Source organism: Aquicoccus sp. (assembly GCF_041686535.1).
Taxonomy (GTDB): Bacteria; Pseudomonadota; Alphaproteobacteria; order Rhodobacterales; family Rhodobacteraceae; genus Aquicoccus.
This window is the reverse complement of the sequence record NZ_JAWLDS010000001.1, coordinates 19,988-35,870: the sequence shown is the minus strand read 5'-3', so window position 1 is coordinate 35,870 and position 15,883 is coordinate 19,988. Positions and strand designations below refer to the sequence as shown.

Sequence of the window (15,883 nt, the reverse complement as noted above, 5' to 3'; positions counted from 1 at the left end):
GGTTAACAGTGCCTCGGGTCTCGGGGCAAAGGGGGGTGATATGCGTGCACCCCCCGGCTGTTTTGCGTATGCCGCTAACGCGGAATTCCGGGGTTAACCGGGCGCGCGGTCGATTTTGGCAATCAAATCTTAACTTCGGCTAATCTTTCGTAAAACGGGAGCGCATCGCGGGCCAGTGCGGCGCGGTCCGGGGGCAGTTCGGGGAGCGGGCCCTCGGCCGCGGCAAAGCCGGTCGATCGGTGAACCGAGCCATACCAATGCGGTGCCCAGACGCCATCATCCTTGTGGCCGCCCGCTGGCCAGGAGAGCATCGCCGGATCGAAGGGCAGCCCGATTGCCTCGCAGAGTTTGCGCAGCATCGCCTCGGGGTCGCGGCGGATGTCGGCACTGTCGATCACGATGGGGGGCTGCCCCAAAGCGCGGGTGTGATCGAAAAGCTCGGCCTGCCGTGCAAAGCCGATGTCACCCAGCGTGGGGTTGTCGTATTTCGCGCCGAAACTGGCGACCACGCGGGCGGGGTGGCGGATGAGGAAGACATTGACCACCTCGGACATCCAGTCGCGAGGGATCGCGGGCAGCATGTGCTGGGTCATGTGCTTTTGATAGAAATGCGGCTTTCTGCCCGGAACAGGGCCTGACAATTCGTCAACGACCTGTGCGGGGTCTTGTGGTTGCGCGGCGAGGATAGCGTCGCGCATCGGATGGGCGAGGCCGGTTTTCGCGAGATAGGCGGCATAGAAGGGCTCGTCGATCACCGCGAAATCTGGCCGCGCGCCGAATGAATACATCATCGCGGTCGAGAGGTTGCGGGGGCCGGACCACATGGCGATGCGCATCAGGCGCTCTCCTTTTCGACGAGCGCCTTGTAAAGCGTGCGCAGGCGCAGTGTGACGGGGCCCATGTCGCCGGTGCCGATCTGCCGGCCGTCGATCTCGCCCACAGGGGTCTGGGCGCCGAACGTGCCGGTGAGGAACGCCTCGTCGGCGCCATAGGTATCGACGAGGGAGAAGTTGCGTTCATGGACGGGGATGTCGTTTTCGCGGCAAAGGTCGATGATCTTTTGCCGGGTGATGCCGTTCATGCAGTAATCGCCCGTGCTGGTCCAGACCGCGCCCTTGCGGACAATGAAGAAGTTGCAGGCGTTGGTGGTGTTCACGAAGCCGTGGATATCGAGCATCAGCGCCTCGTCGGCGCCGGCCTTTTCGGCGGCGATACAGGCGAGGATGCAGTTGAGCTTCGAATGGGAGTTGAGCTTCGGATCCTGCGTCATCGGCAGGCCGCGGATATGCGGCACGGTGGCAAGGCGGATAGGGCGGGGTATCGATGGTTTGGAATGCTCCATGATGATCGTCACGGTCGGCCCTTGTCGCGAGAGCGAAGGATGCTGGAACGGGCGGGTCTTCACCCCGCGCGTGACCATCAGGCGGGCATGGGCATCGGTGGTCATGCCATTTGCTTTTTGTGTCTCTAACAAGGCGGAAATCACCTCGTCCCGGGTCATGCCGATGTCGAGGTCGATGGCCTTGGCGGCTTCGAACAGGCGGTCCATGTGTTCACCCAGAAAGGCCCATGTGCCGTTGTAGAGGCGCAGCCCCTCCCACACGCCGTCGCCCAGCATGAAGCCGGAGTCGTAAACACTGACCATGGCCTGTGCCTTGGGGACAAGGCGGCCGTTGAGCCAGATGAGGATCTCTTCGTTGCGGGCGTCCTCCTGGGCCTGATGGGTGGTGACGTGGTCTTGCATCGCGGTCTCCTTTGAGTGGAACGCTAGCGATTTGAGGCGCGATGCCAAGGGGTCACGCGCCCTCACCTGTGCGTGATTTCGCATTTCGGGGGATTGGCGGGGCCAGGGGTTCGCGGCATTGTGGTGAAAGGAGGTATCTGTGATGCTGTCGATGAAGGATATGAAGCCGTTTGCACTGAGCCTGTTGATCGGGGTTGCGGTTCTGCTGCAATGCGCACGGGCCGAGGCCGGGCCACGCGAAACGCTGGTGGTGGCGGGCGGGTGCTTCTGGTGTGTCGAGGCCGATTTCGAGCGTGTTGAGGGCGTGATCGAGGTCGTGTCCGGCTATACCGGCGGCGACGTGGACAACCCCACCTACAAGCAGGTCACGCGCGGGGGAACCGGGCATTACGAGGCCGCGGAGATCACGTTTGACGCCGATGAGGTGAGCCGCGAGCAACTCTTGGAAATGTTCTTTCGCTCGATTGATCCGACCGATGCGGACGGGCAGTTCTGTGACCGGGGCGAGAGCTATCGCACGGCGATTTTCGTCTCTGACAATGCGGAAAAGGCACTTGCCGAAGAGGTAAAGGCCGAGGCGCAGGCGGAGCTGGGCCAGAAGATCGTGACGCCGGTCCTGGAGGCCCGGAAATTCTGGGTCGCGGAGGATTACCACCAGGACTATTACAAGAGCAAGGAACTGGTCCTGACGCGAGCCGGGCCCAAGAGCAAGGCATCCGCCTACAAGTTCTATCGCGAGGCCTGTGGGCGTGACGACAAGGTGCGCGAGCTTTGGGGAAGCGCGGCACCCTTTACCGGCTGAACCGGTCAGCCGACCTTGCAGGCGGCCAGCACCGACATGTTGAGAATGTCGTTCACGGTCGAGTTGGATGAGCAGATCTGGATCGACTTGTCCACGCCTGCGAGAATCGGGCCGATCACGGTGGCGCCGGCCATTTCCTGCATAAGCTTGACCGAGATCGAGGCCGAATGGCGCGCGGGCACGACGAGGATGTTGGCCGGGCCGGTGAGGCGCGAGAACGGGTAATTCTGTTGCGCCTGCGCATTGAGCGCCACATCGACCGTCATTTCTCCCTCGTACTCGAAATCGACGCCGCGCCGGTCGAGAACCTCGGGGGCGAGGTGCATTTTCTCGGCTCGTTCCGAGCGTGGATAGCCGAAGGTCGAGAAGCTGGCAAAGGCGACGCGGGGTTCGAGCCCGAGATGGCGGGCGACATCGGCGGCGCGCATGGCGATGGTGGCAAGGTTCTCTTCGTCGGGCCATTCATGCACCAGCGTGTCGGCGATCAGAACGATCCGGCCCTTGTGCAACACCGCGGTCACGCCCACGGCGCCATGGGCGGCGTCGGTGTCAAAGACGTGGTTGACCAGATCGAGGACATGGGCCGACTTGCGGGTCGCGCCCGTCACAAGCGCGTCTCCATGGCCATGGGCCAGCATCAGCGCCGAGAATACGTGCCGGTCACGCGCGGCGAGGCGGTGGATGTCGTGGCGGTCAAAGCCCTTGCGTTGCAGCCGCTGGTACAGGAATTCCTTGTAATCGGCCAGATGCGGCGTGTTGGCGGCATTGACGATCTCAAGCTCGTCCACCGCGTCGGCCAGCCCCTCTTCGGTGAGCTTGGCCCTGACATCGGATTCGCGCCCGACGATGAGCGCATGGCCCAGCCCGGAGCGTTGATATTGCACGGCGGCGCGCAGCACGCGAGGGTCGTCGCCTTCGGCAAAGATCATCGTGGCCTGGGCGGCGCGGGCACGGGCGTTGAGGCTGCGCAGGATCGAGGCGGTGGGGTCCATCCGGCTCTTGAGGGTGAGCTCGTAGGCGTCCATGTCGATGATCGGGCGCCGGGCCGCGCCGGTCTGCATGCCCGCGCGCGCCACGGCGGGCGGGATGGTGTGAATGAGGCGCGGATCGAACGGGGTGGGGATGATGTAGTCTCTGCCAAAGCTCAACTTTCGGCCATAGGCCATGCCGACCTCGTCGGGCACATCCTCGCGGGCGAGTTTGGCCAATGCCTCGGCACAGGCGATCTTCATCTCGTCATTGATGGCGCGTGCGTGGATGTCGAGCGCGCCGCGAAAGAGATAGGGAAAGCCCAGGACGTTGTTGACCTGGTTGGGATAATCGCTGCGCCCGGTGGCGATGATGGCGTCTTCGCGGACCTCGTGTGCCTCTTCGGGAGTGATTTCGGGGTCGGGGTTGGCCATGGCGAAGATGACCGGGTTGTCGTTCATCGAGGCGACCATGGCGGGCGTCACCGCGCCCTTGACCGACACGCCCAGGAACACGTCGGCGCCGTTCATCGCCTCTTCGAGGGTGCGTAGCTCGGTGTTGACGGCATGGGCGGATTTCCACTGGTTCATGCCGTCGGTCCGGCCCTGCCAGATCACGCCCTTGGTGTCGCAGACGATGCAGTTTTCATGCCTGGCGCCCATGCGCTTGAGCAGTTCGATACAGGCGATACCGGCGGCCCCCGCGCCGTTGAGGACGATGCGGCAATGCTCGATCTTCTTGTCCGAGAGATGCAGCGCGTTGATGAGCCCGGCGGCGCAGATCACGGCGGTGCCGTGCTGGTCGTCGTGAAAGACGGGTATGTCCATCGCTTCCTTGAGCGTCTGCTCGATGATGAAGCATTCGGGGGCCTTGATGTCTTCGAGGTTGATGCCGCCGAAGGTTGGGCCCATCAGCTTGACCGCGTCGATGAATTTCTGCGGGTCTTCTGTGTCGAGCTCGATGTCGATCGAATTGACATCAGCGAAGCGTTTGAAGAGCACCGCCTTGCCCTCCATCACCGGCTTTGAGCCCAAGGCGCCGAGATTGCCAAGCCCCAGGACCGCGGTGCCGTTCGAGATCACCGCGACGAGGTTGCCCTTGTTGGTGTAATCATAGGCGAGCTCGGGGTTTTCGGCGATATCCTCGCAGGGCACGGCCACGCCGGGGGAATAGGCGAGCGACAGGTCGCGCTGGGTGGTCATGGGAACGGTGGCCTGCACCTCCCATTTTCCCGGGGTGGGTTCGAGATGGAATTGCAGCGCGTCTTCGCGGGTGTACTTGGTCTTGGACATCGGGTTCGCCTCGGCTGGGGTCCGGGTCTCTTACACGGGGCCGGGGCGCGTCTCAACACAAACAAGCCCTTTCGCGTCGCGAGCGGGGTTTGTAAGGTCGGCAAAAGGGAAACCGGGGGGCTTTCGTGACATCCGCAAAATCCGCAGTCACGCCAATGATGGCGCAGTACCTGGAGATCAAGGCGCAGTATCCCGGGGCGCTCCTGTTCTACCGGATGGGCGATTTCTATGAGCTCTTTTTTGACGATGCGGTGGCGGCGAGCGAGGCGCTGGATATCGCGCTGACCAAGCGGGGCAAACATCTCGATGAGGATATCGCGATGTGCGGGGTGCCGGTGCATTCGGCCGAGGGGTATCTGCTCACGCTCATCCGCAAGGGGTTTCGGGTGGCGGTCTGCGAACAGATGGAAGACCCGGCCGAGGCAAAGAAGCGCGGATCGAAAGCGGTGGTGCGGCGCGAGGTGGTGCGGCTTGTCACGCCAGGGACGCTGACCGAGGAAAGCCTGCTGGAAGCGCGGCGGCACAATTACCTCGCCGCCTATGCCGAGGTCAGGGACGAGGCGGCGCTGGCCTGGGTGGATATCTCGACGGGGGCGTTTCACGTAATGCCGCTTGCGCCGGTGCGGCTGGGGCCGGAACTGGCGCGGCTGATGCCGTCGGAAGTGGTGGTGTCGGAGGCGAAAGAGGGCGATCTGGCCGGAATAGTGACTGAATCGGGGGCGTCGTTGACGCCATTGGCCCGGTCGGCATTTGATTCCGGGTCGGCGGAAAAGCGGCTCAAGGCGCTGTTCGACGTTGGCGCGCTCGATGCGTTCGGGGCGTTCGGGCGGGCGGAGCTGTCGGCCATGGGGGCGATTGTCGAATGGCTCGAGATCACGCAGAAAGGCAAGTTGCCGATCCTGCGCGCGCCGGTGCGCGAAGGTGCTGCGCGGGTGATGCAGATCGACGCCGCCACACGGGCCAATCTCGAGTTGACCCGGTCGCTTTCGGGCAGGCGGCAGGGTTCGCTCCTGGCGGCGATCGACCGGACGGTGACGGCCGGGGGCGCGCGATTGCTGGAGCGGCGGTTGTCGTCGCCCTCACGGGTGCTGGAGGTGGTGCGCGACAGGCTCGATGCGGTGCAATTTGCGCTGGATCAGGGTCGAATCGCGGACAATCTGCGCGAGGCGCTGCGGCGCGTGCCGGACCTTGACCGTGCGCTGTCGCGGCTGGGGTTGGAGCGGGGCGGGCCGCGCGACCTTGCCGCGGTGCGAAATGCGTTGATCCAGGCCGAGGCGATAGCCGCGTCGCTGGCCGGGGAGGAGCTGCCTGGGCTTCTGGCCGGGGCGGTGGATGACTTGGAGGGGCACGGGGAACTGCTCGACCTGCTGGACCGGGCGCTGGTGGCCGAGCCGCCGCTCTTGGCGCGCGATGGCGGCTTCATCGCAGAAGGGTTTGACGAGGAACTGGACGACTGCCGCCGGCTGCGGGACGAAGGGCGCGGGGTGATTGCCGCGATGCAGGCGGAATATCAGCGCGAAACAGGTATTCAGAGCCTGAAGATCAAGCACAACAACGTGCTGGGCTATTTCGTCGAGGTGACGGCAACCCATGCCGAGAAGATGCACGGGAACGACGCATTCAAGCATCGCCAGACCACGGCCAACCAGGTGCGGTTTACCACGGTGCCCCTGTCCGAGATGGAGACGAAGATCCTCAATGCCGGGGGGCGGGCGATCGAGATCGAAAAGCGGCTCTATTCCTGGCTGAGTGAGGCCATTCTTGGTGTTTCCGACCGATTGTTCACCGCTGCCCGGGCCTTGGCCGAACTGGACCTCAGCGTGGCGCTGGCCGATCTGGCGCGGGGTGAGAACTGGTGTCGGCCGAAGGTCGATGACAGCCGCGCGCTGGTGATCGAGGGCGGGCGGCATCCGGTGGTGGAGCAGGCGCTGAAATCCGAGGGCGAGCCGTTCATTGCCAATGATTGCAGCCTTGGGACCGACGAGGATATCTGGCTTTTGACCGGGCCGAACATGGCGGGGAAATCGACCTTCCTGCGGCAGAACGCGCTGATCGCGGTGCTGGCGCAGATGGGATCGTTCGTGCCGGCCAGGGCGGCGCATGTGGGGATGGTGAGCCAGCTTTTCAGCCGGGTGGGGGCCAGTGACGATCTTGCCCGGGGGCGCTCGACCTTCATGGTGGAGATGGTCGAGACGGCGGCGATCCTCAACCAGGCGGACGATCATGCGCTGGTGATCCTTGACGAGATCGGGCGCGGCACGGCGACCTATGACGGGTTGTCGATCGCCTGGGCGACGCTGGAGCATCTGCATGACGTGAACGGCTGCCGGGCGCTCTTTGCCACGCATTACCACGAGATGACCGGGCTTTCGGCCAAGTTGGAGCGGGTCGAGAATGCGACCGTGGCGGTCAAGGAATGGGAAGGCGACGTGATCTTCCTGCACGAGGTGCGCAAAGGCGCCGCGGACCGGTCATACGGCGTGCAGGTGGCCAAGCTGGCAGGGCTGCCCCCGGCGGTCGTGGCACGGGCCAAGGTGGTGCTCGAGGCGTTGGAAAAGGGGGAGCGCGAGGGCGGCAATGCCAAGAAGGCGCTGATCGACGATCTGCCGCTCTTCGCGGCCATGCCGGTCGAGGCGCCCGCGTCGGTGGCGAAGGAAAGCGCCATTGAGGCCATGTTAGAGACGATTCATCCCGATGAAATGACGCCGCGCGAGGCGTTGCAGGCACTCTATGAACTGAAAGAGGCACTAAAGACATGACGGTACTGTTCACCCATTCCGACTGTTTGAATCACGTCACGCCACCGGGCCACCCGGAGCAGGTGGCGCGGATGCGTTCGGTCGAGGCGGCGCTGGCGCATTTCGACACGCTGGATCGGCGCGAGGCGCCGCTCGGCCGGGACGAGGACATCCTGCGCTGTCATCCGCGCAAGTATCTCGACATGATCGCGACGCATGGGCCGGGGCCGCTCGATGCCGACACGCATATGTCGGAAGGCAGCATGCAGGCAGCGCGGCGGGGCGTGGGCGGTGCCGTGGCCGCGGTGGACGCGGTCCTGTCAGGCGAGGTGAAAAATGCCTTTGTCGCCACCCGCCCGCCCGGCCACCATGCCGAGACGGCGCGGCCGATGGGGTTCTGCCTGTTCGGAAACGTCTCTATCGCGGCCAAACACGCGCTCGATTTCCATGACCTGAGCCGGGTGGCGGTGGTGGATTTCGACGTACATCATGGCAATGGCACGCAGGATCTGCTGTGGGATGAGCCGCGGGCGTTCCTTGCCACGTCGCAGCAGATGCCGCTTTGGCCGGGCACGGGCGACCCGAGCGAGCGCGGCGCGCATGACAATGTGCTGAACGTGCCGCTGGCGCCGGGAAGTGACGGGGCGGTCATGCGGGCGGAATACGAGGAGACGGTTTTCCCACGGCTCGATGCGTTCCAGCCGGAGCTGATCATTGTCTCGGCGGGATTCGATGCCCATGCCGACGATCCGCTTGCCAACCTCAACTGGGTCGAGGAGGATTTTGTCTGGCTGACCGAAAAGCTCTGCGCCATGGCTGATCTGCATTGCGGCGGGCGCGTGGTTTCGGTGCTGGAGGGAGGTTATGACCTCGATGCGCTTGGCCGGAGCGCGGCGGCGCATGTTCAGGCATTGAGGGTGGCGTGACGGTTCAGGTGATTTGGCGCAGATCCTCGAACAGGGCTTCGGACATGGCGCGCGCGTGGGCGATGCGGTCGGCCGACATCTGCGGATGTTCGACGCGGATCAGGGTCTCGTAGGCGATCATGTAGGGCAGGAAGGCGTCGGTTTCGCGCTCCGAAAGGGCGAAAGCGCCCGTGAAGGCGTCGAGCGCGCCCGCGTCCACGCCGAAGCGCCGCTGGCCCGAGGGCAGCATCCCGCGCCGTGCCATGTGGGTGAGGGCGCGGGCCATGTCCTTGTAGATCGGTGCCCGGTTCGAGCCGCCGGTGTCGATGCCGGTGAGCGTGTCGCCATCGAGGATCAGATTGTTGAGGTGGAAATCGCCGTGCGGGACGGCGACACGCCAGTCGGGATCGCCCATCTGGCGCGAGAGCTTGTGCATTTTTTGCAGGATGCGGGTCTCTATCCCGGCCAGTTCGGGATGGGTCTGTTTCGCGGTGGCGGCGGCGGCCCATCTGCGCCAGGGGCGGCGATTGATGCCGCGGCTTGTGATCGTGGGTGCCATGTAGGCGTGAAGCCACCCGGCAGCGTGGGTGACGAGGGGCAGGCGATCGGGGGCGTCGAGTGACCAAAGATGCATGAGGAGTGGTTCGCCGGGGACATGCGCGATAACGATCAGCGCCGAGTCAGGGTCGAAAAAGAGCGGTTCGGCCACCCGACTCGCACCCTGTGCCATGTGGCCCCATGCACGGGTGAGTTCGTTCCATTCCTCGGCAAAGCCCTTGCGGTTGGCCTCGTCGAGCGGCAGGCGGAACACCACGTCGTGCCCGGCCATGCGGCCACGGAAAACCGCGCGTTTCCCGGGAACGAGGCGCAGGGCCTGCTCGACGTCGGCTCCGGGGAGGATCTGGCCAAGAAGCGTTTCGAGCCGGGTCAGCGCGTCCAGCGCCGCGTCGGGGTAGAGCTTGATATTGTCCTTGTCGAGGATGGTCATGGCCGCAGCATCCGGTGGGCATGGGGCCGCGTCAACTCAAATGAGACGAGGCGAATTGAACCCTGCGACGGGCGCGGATATGGTGGCGCGACAAACAGGCCGCCAAGGAGCACGAGATGACCGATCGACCCGTTTCAGAGATGACATTCGAAGAGGCCATGGCCGAGCTGGAACAGGTGGTTGGCAAGCTGGAACGCGGTGACGTGGCGCTGGAGGAATCCATCACGCTTTACGAGCGGGGGGCCGAGTTGAAAAAGCGCTGCGAAAGCAAGCTCAAGGAAGCCGAGGAAAAGGTCGCGGCGATCACGCTCGATGACGAGGGCAACCCGGCGGGGTTGAAGCCTGTCGAAGGGCAATAGCCCATGTTCCAGGACCGGTTAGCAGAGGTTGTGGCGCGTGTCGCGGCGCATCTGGGCGAGGTGATGACGCCGCTGGGCGAAGAGCCTGTCGCCGAGGGAATGCGCTATGCCAGTGCGGGAGGCAAGCGGTTGCGCGCCTTCCTGGTCATGGAGGGCGCGCGGCTGTACGGGATGTCCGACGATCAGGCGATCTGGGCGGCCAGCGCGGTGGAGTGCCTGCACGCCTATTCACTGGTGCATGACGATCTGCCCTGCATGGATGACGACGATCTGCGGCGGGGCCTGCCGACGGTGCATCGCAAATGGGACGAGGCGACTGCGGTGCTGGTGGGTGATGCGTTGCAAAGCCTGTGTTTCGAGTTGCTGGCGCGCGAGGAATGCAGCCCCGACCCGCAGGTGCGCGCCGACCTGGTGCTGAGCATGGCGCGCGCGGCGGGGGCGCAGGGCATGGTTCTGGGACAGGCGCTGGATATTGCCGCCGAGAGCGCGGCGCGGTCCCTGACGCTGGACGAGATCACGCGGTTGCAGGCGGGCAAGACCGGGGCGCTCATCACCTGGTCGGCCACGTGCGGGGCGCGGCTCGCTGACGCCGAAACAACTGCGTTGAGAGCCTACGGCGATGCGCTGGGCCTTGCGTTCCAGATTGCCGATGACGTGCTGGACGTCGAGGGCGACCCGGAGGCGCTGGGCAAGGCGGTGGGCAAGGATGCCGAGGCCGGCAAGGCCACGTTTGTCTCGCTGCTGGGGATGGATGCGGCGAAAGGGCGCGCGAGAGAGCTTGTCGATGTGGCCTGCGAGGCATTATCTGGGTACGGAGCGGAAGCCGAATGCTTGCGGGAGGCCGCGCGCTTCGTTATTGCCCGCGAGATGTGAACAGGTTTCAGGCGGCACCATGGCCGAACGACCCCATACTCCTTTGCTCGATACGGTGCATGCGCCGGCCGATCTCAAACGGCTGAGCGATGCGCAGTTGAAGCAGCTTGCCGCGGAACTGCGGGCCGAGACGATTTCGGCCGTGAGCGAGACCGGCGGGCATCTGGGGGCCGGGCTGGGCGTGATCGAAATCACGGTGGCGCTGCATTCGGTGTTCGATGCGCCCAAGGACAAGATCATCTGGGACGTGTCGCACCAGTCCTATCCGCACAAGATCCTCACCGGGCGGCGCGACCGCATCCGCACGTTAAGGCAGAAGGATGGGTTGAGCGGGTTCACCAAGCGGAGCGAGAGCCCCTATGACCCGTTCGGGGCGGCGCATTCCTCGACCTCGATCAGCGCGGCGCTGGGCTTTGCCGTGGCGCGTGATCTGGGCGGGGCCTGCCCCGAGGGGCTGGGTGATGCGGTGGCGGTGATCGGTGACGGCGCGATGAGCGCGGGCATGGCGTTCGAGGCGATGAACAATGCCGGGCACCTGAAGAAGCGCCTGATCGTGATCCTGAACGACAATGACATGAGCATTGCGCCGCCGGTGGGAGCGTTTTCTTCATATCTCACACGGCTTTATGCCGAGCCGCCGTTCCAGGAACTGAAGGCCGCCGCCAAGGGCGCGGTGAGCCTGATGCCGCCATTCTTCCAGGAGGGGGCGAAGCGGGCCAGGGACATGCTCAAGGGCATGACGGTGGGCGGAACGTTGTTCGAAGAGTTGGGTTTTTCCTATCTCGGGCCGATCGACGGGCATGACCTCGATCAGCTCTTGCCGGTGCTGCGCACGGTCAAGGCGCGGGCGACGGGGCCGATACTGATCCATGCGCTGACGCGCAAGGGCAAGGGCTATGCCCCGGCCGAGCGCGCGGATGACAAGGGCCACGCCACGGCGAAGTTCGACGTGGTGACGGGGGCGCAGAAGAAGGCGCCCAGCAACGCGCCGAGCTATACAAGCGTGTTCGGTGAAACGCTGGTGGAACTGGCCGCGAAGGATGACAAGATCTGCGCCGTGACGGCAGCGATGCCCGATGGCACGGGCCTCAACCTGATGGCCGAGCGTTACCCGAGCCGGTGCTTCGACGTGAGCATCGCCGAGCAGCATGGCGTGACCTTCTGTGCCGGGCTGGCCGCGGGGGGGATGAAGCCGTTTTGCGCGATCTATTCCACGTTCCTGCAACGCGGATACGATCAGGTCGTGCATGATGTGGCGATCCAGAACCTGCCGGTGCGGTTCGCGATCGACCGGGCGGGGCTGGTGGGGGCCGACGGGGCCACCCATGCGGGCAGTTTCGACATCACCTATCTGGCGACGCTGCCCAACATGGTGGTGATGGCCGCCGCCGACGAGGCGGAGTTGCGACACATGGTGGCGACGGCGGCGGCGCATGACAGCGGCCCGATCGCGTTCCGTTATCCGCGGGGCGAGGGCGTGGGCGTGGAACTCCCCGAGGTGCCGGAAGTGCTGGAGATCGGCAAGGGCCGGATCATCCGCGAGGGTGCGCGGGTCGCGATCCTGTCCTTTGGCACGCGCCTGGCCCAGGTGACGAAGGCGTGCGAAGCCCTTGAAGCCATGGGCATTTTCCCGACGGTGGCCGATGCACGCTTTGCCAAGCCGCTGGACCGCGAGATGATTCTTGACCTGGTGGCGCGGCACGAGGCGTTGATCACTATCGAAGAGGGGGCCGTGGGCGGCTTCGGCAGCCATGTGGCGCAATTGCTGGCCGATGAGGGCGTGTTCGATACAGGGCTGAAATTCCGCTCGATGGTGTTGCCGGATGCCTTTCTCGACCAGGGGGCGCCAGACGAAATGTATGCCCGTGCAGGGCTGAGCGCCGAGCATATCGAGGCAAAGGTGCTGGATATGTTGGGCGTGGCGCGAATCTCGGGAAAGCGGGCAGGGCACGTTTCGTGAACGCTTCTGAACGGGGTGCTGTTTGCACGCCCCGGTTTCGATCAGCTCGATGCAACATTCCCCGGGCACTGGGGGTTGCACTCTTCCGAAAGTCGCGCGCATCATCGCGCCGGAATTGAAAGGGAGTGCGTCACATGGATCTTGCCGAAAAACTCATGCTGGAAATCGAGGCGCGCCGCGCCGATCTGGTGGAACTGACGCAGGAACTGATTCGGATTCCCACGCTCAACCCGCCCGGTGATAATTACCGGGAAATCTGTGATTTTCTCGACCGGCGGCTGGTGCGGCACGGGTTTCAGACCGAACTCGTGCGTGCCGAAGGCGCGATCGGTGACAGCGACAAGTATCCGCGCTGGAACTTAATCGCGCGTAAAGAAGGCGCACAGCCCGGAGAATGCGTGCATTTCAACTCGCATATCGACGTGGTCGAGGTCGGGCGCGGCTGGACCACCGACCCGTTCGGCGGCGAGGTGAAGGACGGCAAGGTTTACGGGCGCGGGGCCTGTGACATGAAGGGCGGCCTCGCGGCGAGCATCGTTGCGGCCGAAGCCTTTATCGCCGTCTGCCCGGATTTCAAGGGCGCGATCGAGATCAGCGGGACCGCCGATGAAGAGTCGGGGGGCTTTGGTGGCGTCGCCTATCTTGCTGAAAAAGGATACTTTTCCCCAGATCGCGTGCAACATGTGATCATTCCCGAGCCGCTCAACAAGGATCGGATCTGCCTTGGCCACCGCGGCGTGTGGTGGGCCGAGATCGAGACCCATGGCGAGATCGCGCATGGCTCGATGCCGTTTTTGGGCGATTGCGCGGTGCGGCACATGGGGGCGGTGATGGCGGAGATGGAGACGAGCCTGTTTCCGCTCCTGGCGACCAAGCGGACCGATATGCCGGTGGTGCCGGAAGGGGCCAAGCAATCGACGCTCAACATAAATTCGATCCATGGCGGCGAGAACGAGCAGGCAGAAGATTATACAGGTTTGCCAAGTCCTTGCGTGCCCGATAGCTGTCGGATGGTGATCGACCGGCGGTTTCTGATCGAGGAGGATATCGACGAGGTTCAGTCCGAAATTCTTAACGTGCTGACCACGGTGCAGGGCCGGCGCGAGAATTTCCGCTTCGACGTGCGCGAGTTGCAGCGCGTGCTGCCCTCGATGACCGAGAAAAGCGCGCCGGTGGTGCAATCGGTCGCCCGCGCGATTTCCGACGTGATGGGCAAGGAGGCAAATTATGTTGTCTCGCCAGGAACTTACGATCAAAAGCATATCGACCGGATCGGGCGGCTCAAGAATTGCATCGCCTATGGGCCGGGTATCCTGGACCTTGCGCACAAGCCTGATGAATATGTCGGGATCGACGATATGGTCGAGAGCGCGCAGGTGATGGGGCGGTCATTGCTCGACCTCTTGCGTTAACGGTCCGGCCGGCGGGGTTAACACGGTTTTTCGGCGAGAAATCGGGGGGTGACATCCGGCTGCCGGGCGTATGATTCCCGGCTGCCGGGTCGCACCGCGGGTGACGGGGCGAAAAAGGGTTAACGCGGCGCGCGAACCGTGATCGCGTCGCTGGAACAGGGAGTGGGACATGATGCGGAACGGTGGTGAACTGCTGGTGCAAAGCCTTGTCGGGCTGGGCGCCACCAAAGCCTTTGGCGTGCCGGGGGAAAGCTACCTCGCGGTGCTGGACGCGCTGCATGACACGCAAGGGAGCCTCGATTTCGTGCTGTGCCGGAACGAGGGTGGGGCCGGGTTCATGGCCGCCGCATGGGGCAAGATCACCGGGCGCCCCGGCATCTGCATGGTCACGCGCGGACCCGGCGCCACCAATGCCGCGATCGGGGTCCATACGGCAATGCAGGACAGCGTGCCGATGATCCTGCTGGTCGGGCAGGTCGGCACCGCGATGAAGGGGCGCGAGGCGTTCCAGGAGATCGACTATCCGGCGATGTATGGCAAGGTCGCCAAGTGGGCGGTCGAGATCGACGACGTGGACCGCATTCCCGAGATCCTGGCGCGGGCGTGGAAAACCGCCACCACGGGGCGGCCGGGGCCGGTGGTCGTGGCCTTGCCCGAGGACATGCTGACAAGCCGGAGCGATGCCGCGCCGCTGGAGGCAATGGCACGGCTCGCCGAACCGCAGCCCGACCCGCAGGCGGTGGCAGAGGCGCGCGCGATACTTGGCGCGGCGAAGCGCCCCGTGATCCTTTACGGCGGCAGCAACTGGAGCGATGCGGGCCGCGCGGCACTGCAACGCTTTGCCGAGGCGAGCGACATTCCGGTGGTGACGGCCTTTCGTTTTGCCGACCGGTTCGACAACAATTCGCCGGTTTTCTGTGGCGAGGCCGGGGTGGGCATGGTGCCATCGGTGAAGCGGCTGATTGGCGAGGCGGATGTGATCCTTGCGATCAACAACCGCTTTGGCGAAAACTCGACCGACGGTTACACGCTTCTTGACGTGCCGATCCCGAAACAGCGACTCATCCATGTGCACCAGGCCGAGGGGGAACTTGGCAAGGTCTATCAGCCCGCGCTGGGCATCCAGGCGGGGCATGACGCTTTTGCCATGACCCTGGCCGAGGGGCCGGTGACGGGCGACTGGGCAGCGTGGCGGCAGGCGGGGCGCGCGGCCTATGAGGCGGGGTTCGACTTGCCCGAGCAGCCTTCGCCGGTGGACATGGGGCGGGTCATGGCGCATCTGCGCGCGGTCCTGCCTGAGGATGCGATCGTGACCAATGGCGCGGGGAATTTCGCGATATGGCCGGGCAAGTTCATCAAGTATGGCCCGGCGATGCGCCATATCGCCCCGCAATCGGGCGCCATGGGCTATGGCGTGCCGGCGGCGATCGCCGCCAAGCTGGCCCATCCGGCGCGCGAGGTGGTGTGTTTCGCGGGTGATGGCGATTTCCAGATGAATTGCCAGGAACTGGCCAGCGCGGCACAGGCGGGCGCGCAGCCGATCATCCTCATCCTCAACAACGGGATATACGGCACGATCCGCGCCCACCAGGAGCGCCATTATCCGGCCCGCGTGTCGGGCACGACGATGCTGAGCCCGGATTTCGCGGCACTGGCCCGCGCCTATGGCTTTCATGGGGAGCGGGTCGAGACCACGGCGGATTTCGCCGCCGCCTATGAGCGGGCGCGCGCGGCCAAGGGGGGTGCGGTGCTCGACCTCGTGATCTCGCCCGAGGCGCTGACCCCGCGGGTGACGCTTAGCCAGATGCGCGAAGCGGCGCTTGCGGCGCAAGAGGGGTAGC

The 15,883-nt window shown here is 64.7% G+C and carries 12 protein-coding genes; 8 read left to right on the top strand and 4 right to left on the bottom strand.

What is annotated here, in order from left to right; all coding sequences use genetic code 11:
• Positions 1-122: 122 nt before the first annotated feature.
• Both ACESL9_RS00150 and ACESL9_RS00145 read right to left on the bottom strand, forming a co-directional pair.
• Positions 123-836 carry an HAD family hydrolase gene (locus ACESL9_RS00150; RefSeq protein WP_372610427.1) on the bottom strand — a complete coding sequence of 238 codons (714 nt, stop codon included), beginning with the start codon at positions 834-836 and terminating at the stop codon, positions 123-125.
• Entirely contained in the window at positions 836-1,744 is a 909-nt protein-coding gene (locus tag ACESL9_RS00145; RefSeq protein ID WP_372610429.1) for a D-amino acid aminotransferase, read from the bottom strand. Before ACESL9_RS00145 ends, ACESL9_RS00150 begins: the two co-directional genes overlap by 1 nt.
• 142 nt (positions 1,745-1,886) lie before the next feature.
• On the opposite strand from ACESL9_RS00145, the gene msrA reads away from it, so the two are divergent.
• Entirely contained in the window at positions 1,887-2,546 is a 660-nt protein-coding gene (gene msrA, locus ACESL9_RS00140) for a peptide-methionine (S)-S-oxide reductase MsrA (protein WP_372610431.1), read from the top strand.
• A gap of 5 nt (positions 2,547-2,551) precedes the next feature.
• Here msrA and ACESL9_RS00135 read toward each other — a convergent pair whose 3' ends face one another.
• Positions 2,552-4,807 carry an NADP-dependent malic enzyme gene (locus tag ACESL9_RS00135; protein ID WP_372610432.1) on the bottom strand — a complete coding sequence of 752 codons (2,256 nt, stop codon included), beginning with the start codon at positions 4,805-4,807 and terminating at the stop codon, positions 2,552-2,554.
• Between the two features lie 155 nt (positions 4,808-4,962).
• Here ACESL9_RS00135 and mutS point away from each other — a divergent pair, with 155 nt between their 5' ends.
• Together mutS and ACESL9_RS00125 are read left to right on the top strand one after the other, a co-directional pair.
• Positions 4,963-7,566 carry a DNA mismatch repair protein MutS gene (gene mutS / locus ACESL9_RS00130; RefSeq protein WP_372610434.1) on the top strand — a complete coding sequence of 868 codons (2,604 nt, stop codon included), beginning with the start codon at positions 4,963-4,965 and terminating at the stop codon, positions 7,564-7,566.
• Positions 7,563-8,471: a histone deacetylase family protein gene (locus tag ACESL9_RS00125; RefSeq protein WP_372610436.1), complete on the top strand. Its 909-nt coding sequence runs from the start codon at positions 7,563-7,565 to the stop codon at positions 8,469-8,471. The genes mutS and ACESL9_RS00125 overlap by 4 nt, the downstream gene beginning before the upstream one ends.
• 4 nt (positions 8,472-8,475) lie before the next feature.
• Here the strand turns inward: ACESL9_RS00125 and ACESL9_RS00120 are convergent, their stop codons facing one another.
• Entirely contained in the window at positions 8,476-9,438 is a 963-nt protein-coding gene (locus ACESL9_RS00120; RefSeq protein WP_372610438.1) for a phosphotransferase, read from the bottom strand.
• A 116-nt stretch (positions 9,439-9,554) separates the two neighbouring features.
• On the opposite strand from ACESL9_RS00120, the gene ACESL9_RS00115 reads away from it, so the two are divergent.
• From ACESL9_RS00115 to ACESL9_RS00095, 5 genes are all read left to right on the top strand, one after another.
• Positions 9,555-9,797 (top strand): exodeoxyribonuclease VII small subunit, encoded by a 243-nt coding sequence (locus tag ACESL9_RS00115; RefSeq protein ID WP_372610440.1) that lies wholly within the window; start codon positions 9,555-9,557, stop codon positions 9,795-9,797.
• Positions 9,798-9,800: 3 nt separating this feature from the next.
• The gene (locus ACESL9_RS00110; protein WP_372610442.1) at positions 9,801-10,670 is read left to right on the top strand and encodes a polyprenyl synthetase family protein; all 870 of its coding nucleotides are present in this window, start codon (positions 9,801-9,803) and stop codon (positions 10,668-10,670) included.
• A gap of 19 nt (positions 10,671-10,689) precedes the next feature.
• On the top strand, positions 10,690-12,630 hold the full coding sequence (gene dxs, locus ACESL9_RS00105; protein ID WP_372610444.1) for a 1-deoxy-D-xylulose-5-phosphate synthase: 1,941 nt from the start codon (positions 10,690-10,692) through the stop codon (positions 12,628-12,630).
• A 134-nt stretch (positions 12,631-12,764) separates the two neighbouring features.
• Positions 12,765-14,042: an acetylornithine deacetylase/succinyl-diaminopimelate desuccinylase family protein gene (locus ACESL9_RS00100; protein WP_372674371.1), complete on the top strand. Its 1,278-nt coding sequence runs from the start codon at positions 12,765-12,767 to the stop codon at positions 14,040-14,042.
• 169 nt (positions 14,043-14,211) lie between these two features.
• On the top strand, positions 14,212-15,882 hold the full coding sequence (locus ACESL9_RS00095) for a thiamine pyrophosphate-dependent enzyme (RefSeq protein ID WP_372610448.1): 1,671 nt from the start codon (positions 14,212-14,214) through the stop codon (positions 15,880-15,882).
• Position 15,883 lies beyond the last annotated feature (1 nt).

Excerpts from the sequence above, each read along its gene's own strand:
- ACESL9_RS00110 (WP_372610442.1), top strand. The coding sequence starts at position 9,801 with ATGTTCCAGGACCGGTTAGCAGAGGTTGTGGCGCGTGTCGCGGCGCAT.
- dxs (WP_372610444.1), top strand. The coding sequence starts at position 10,690 with ATGGCCGAACGACCCCATACTCCTTTGCTCGATACGGTGCATGCGCCG.
- msrA (WP_372610431.1), top strand. The coding sequence starts at position 1,887 with ATGCTGTCGATGAAGGATATGAAGCCGTTTGCACTGAGCCTGTTGATC.
- ACESL9_RS00125 (WP_372610436.1), top strand. The coding sequence starts at position 7,563 with ATGACGGTACTGTTCACCCATTCCGACTGTTTGAATCACGTCACGCCA.
- ACESL9_RS00115 (WP_372610440.1), top strand. The coding sequence starts at position 9,555 with ATGACCGATCGACCCGTTTCAGAGATGACATTCGAAGAGGCCATGGCC.
- mutS (WP_372610434.1), top strand. The coding sequence starts at position 4,963 with ATGATGGCGCAGTACCTGGAGATCAAGGCGCAGTATCCCGGGGCGCTC.
- ACESL9_RS00100 (WP_372674371.1), top strand. The coding sequence starts at position 12,765 with ATGGATCTTGCCGAAAAACTCATGCTGGAAATCGAGGCGCGCCGCGCC.
- ACESL9_RS00120 (WP_372610438.1), bottom strand. The coding sequence starts at position 9,438 with ATGACCATCCTCGACAAGGACAATATCAAGCTCTACCCCGACGCGGCG.
- ACESL9_RS00095 (WP_372610448.1), top strand. The coding sequence starts at position 14,212 with ATGATGCGGAACGGTGGTGAACTGCTGGTGCAAAGCCTTGTCGGGCTG.
- ACESL9_RS00145 (WP_372610429.1), bottom strand. The coding sequence starts at position 1,744 with ATGCAAGACCACGTCACCACCCATCAGGCCCAGGAGGACGCCCGCAAC.
- ACESL9_RS00150 (WP_372610427.1), bottom strand. The coding sequence starts at position 836 with ATGCGCATCGCCATGTGGTCCGGCCCCCGCAACCTCTCGACCGCGATG.
- ACESL9_RS00135 (WP_372610432.1), bottom strand. The coding sequence starts at position 4,807 with ATGTCCAAGACCAAGTACACCCGCGAAGACGCGCTGCAATTCCATCTC.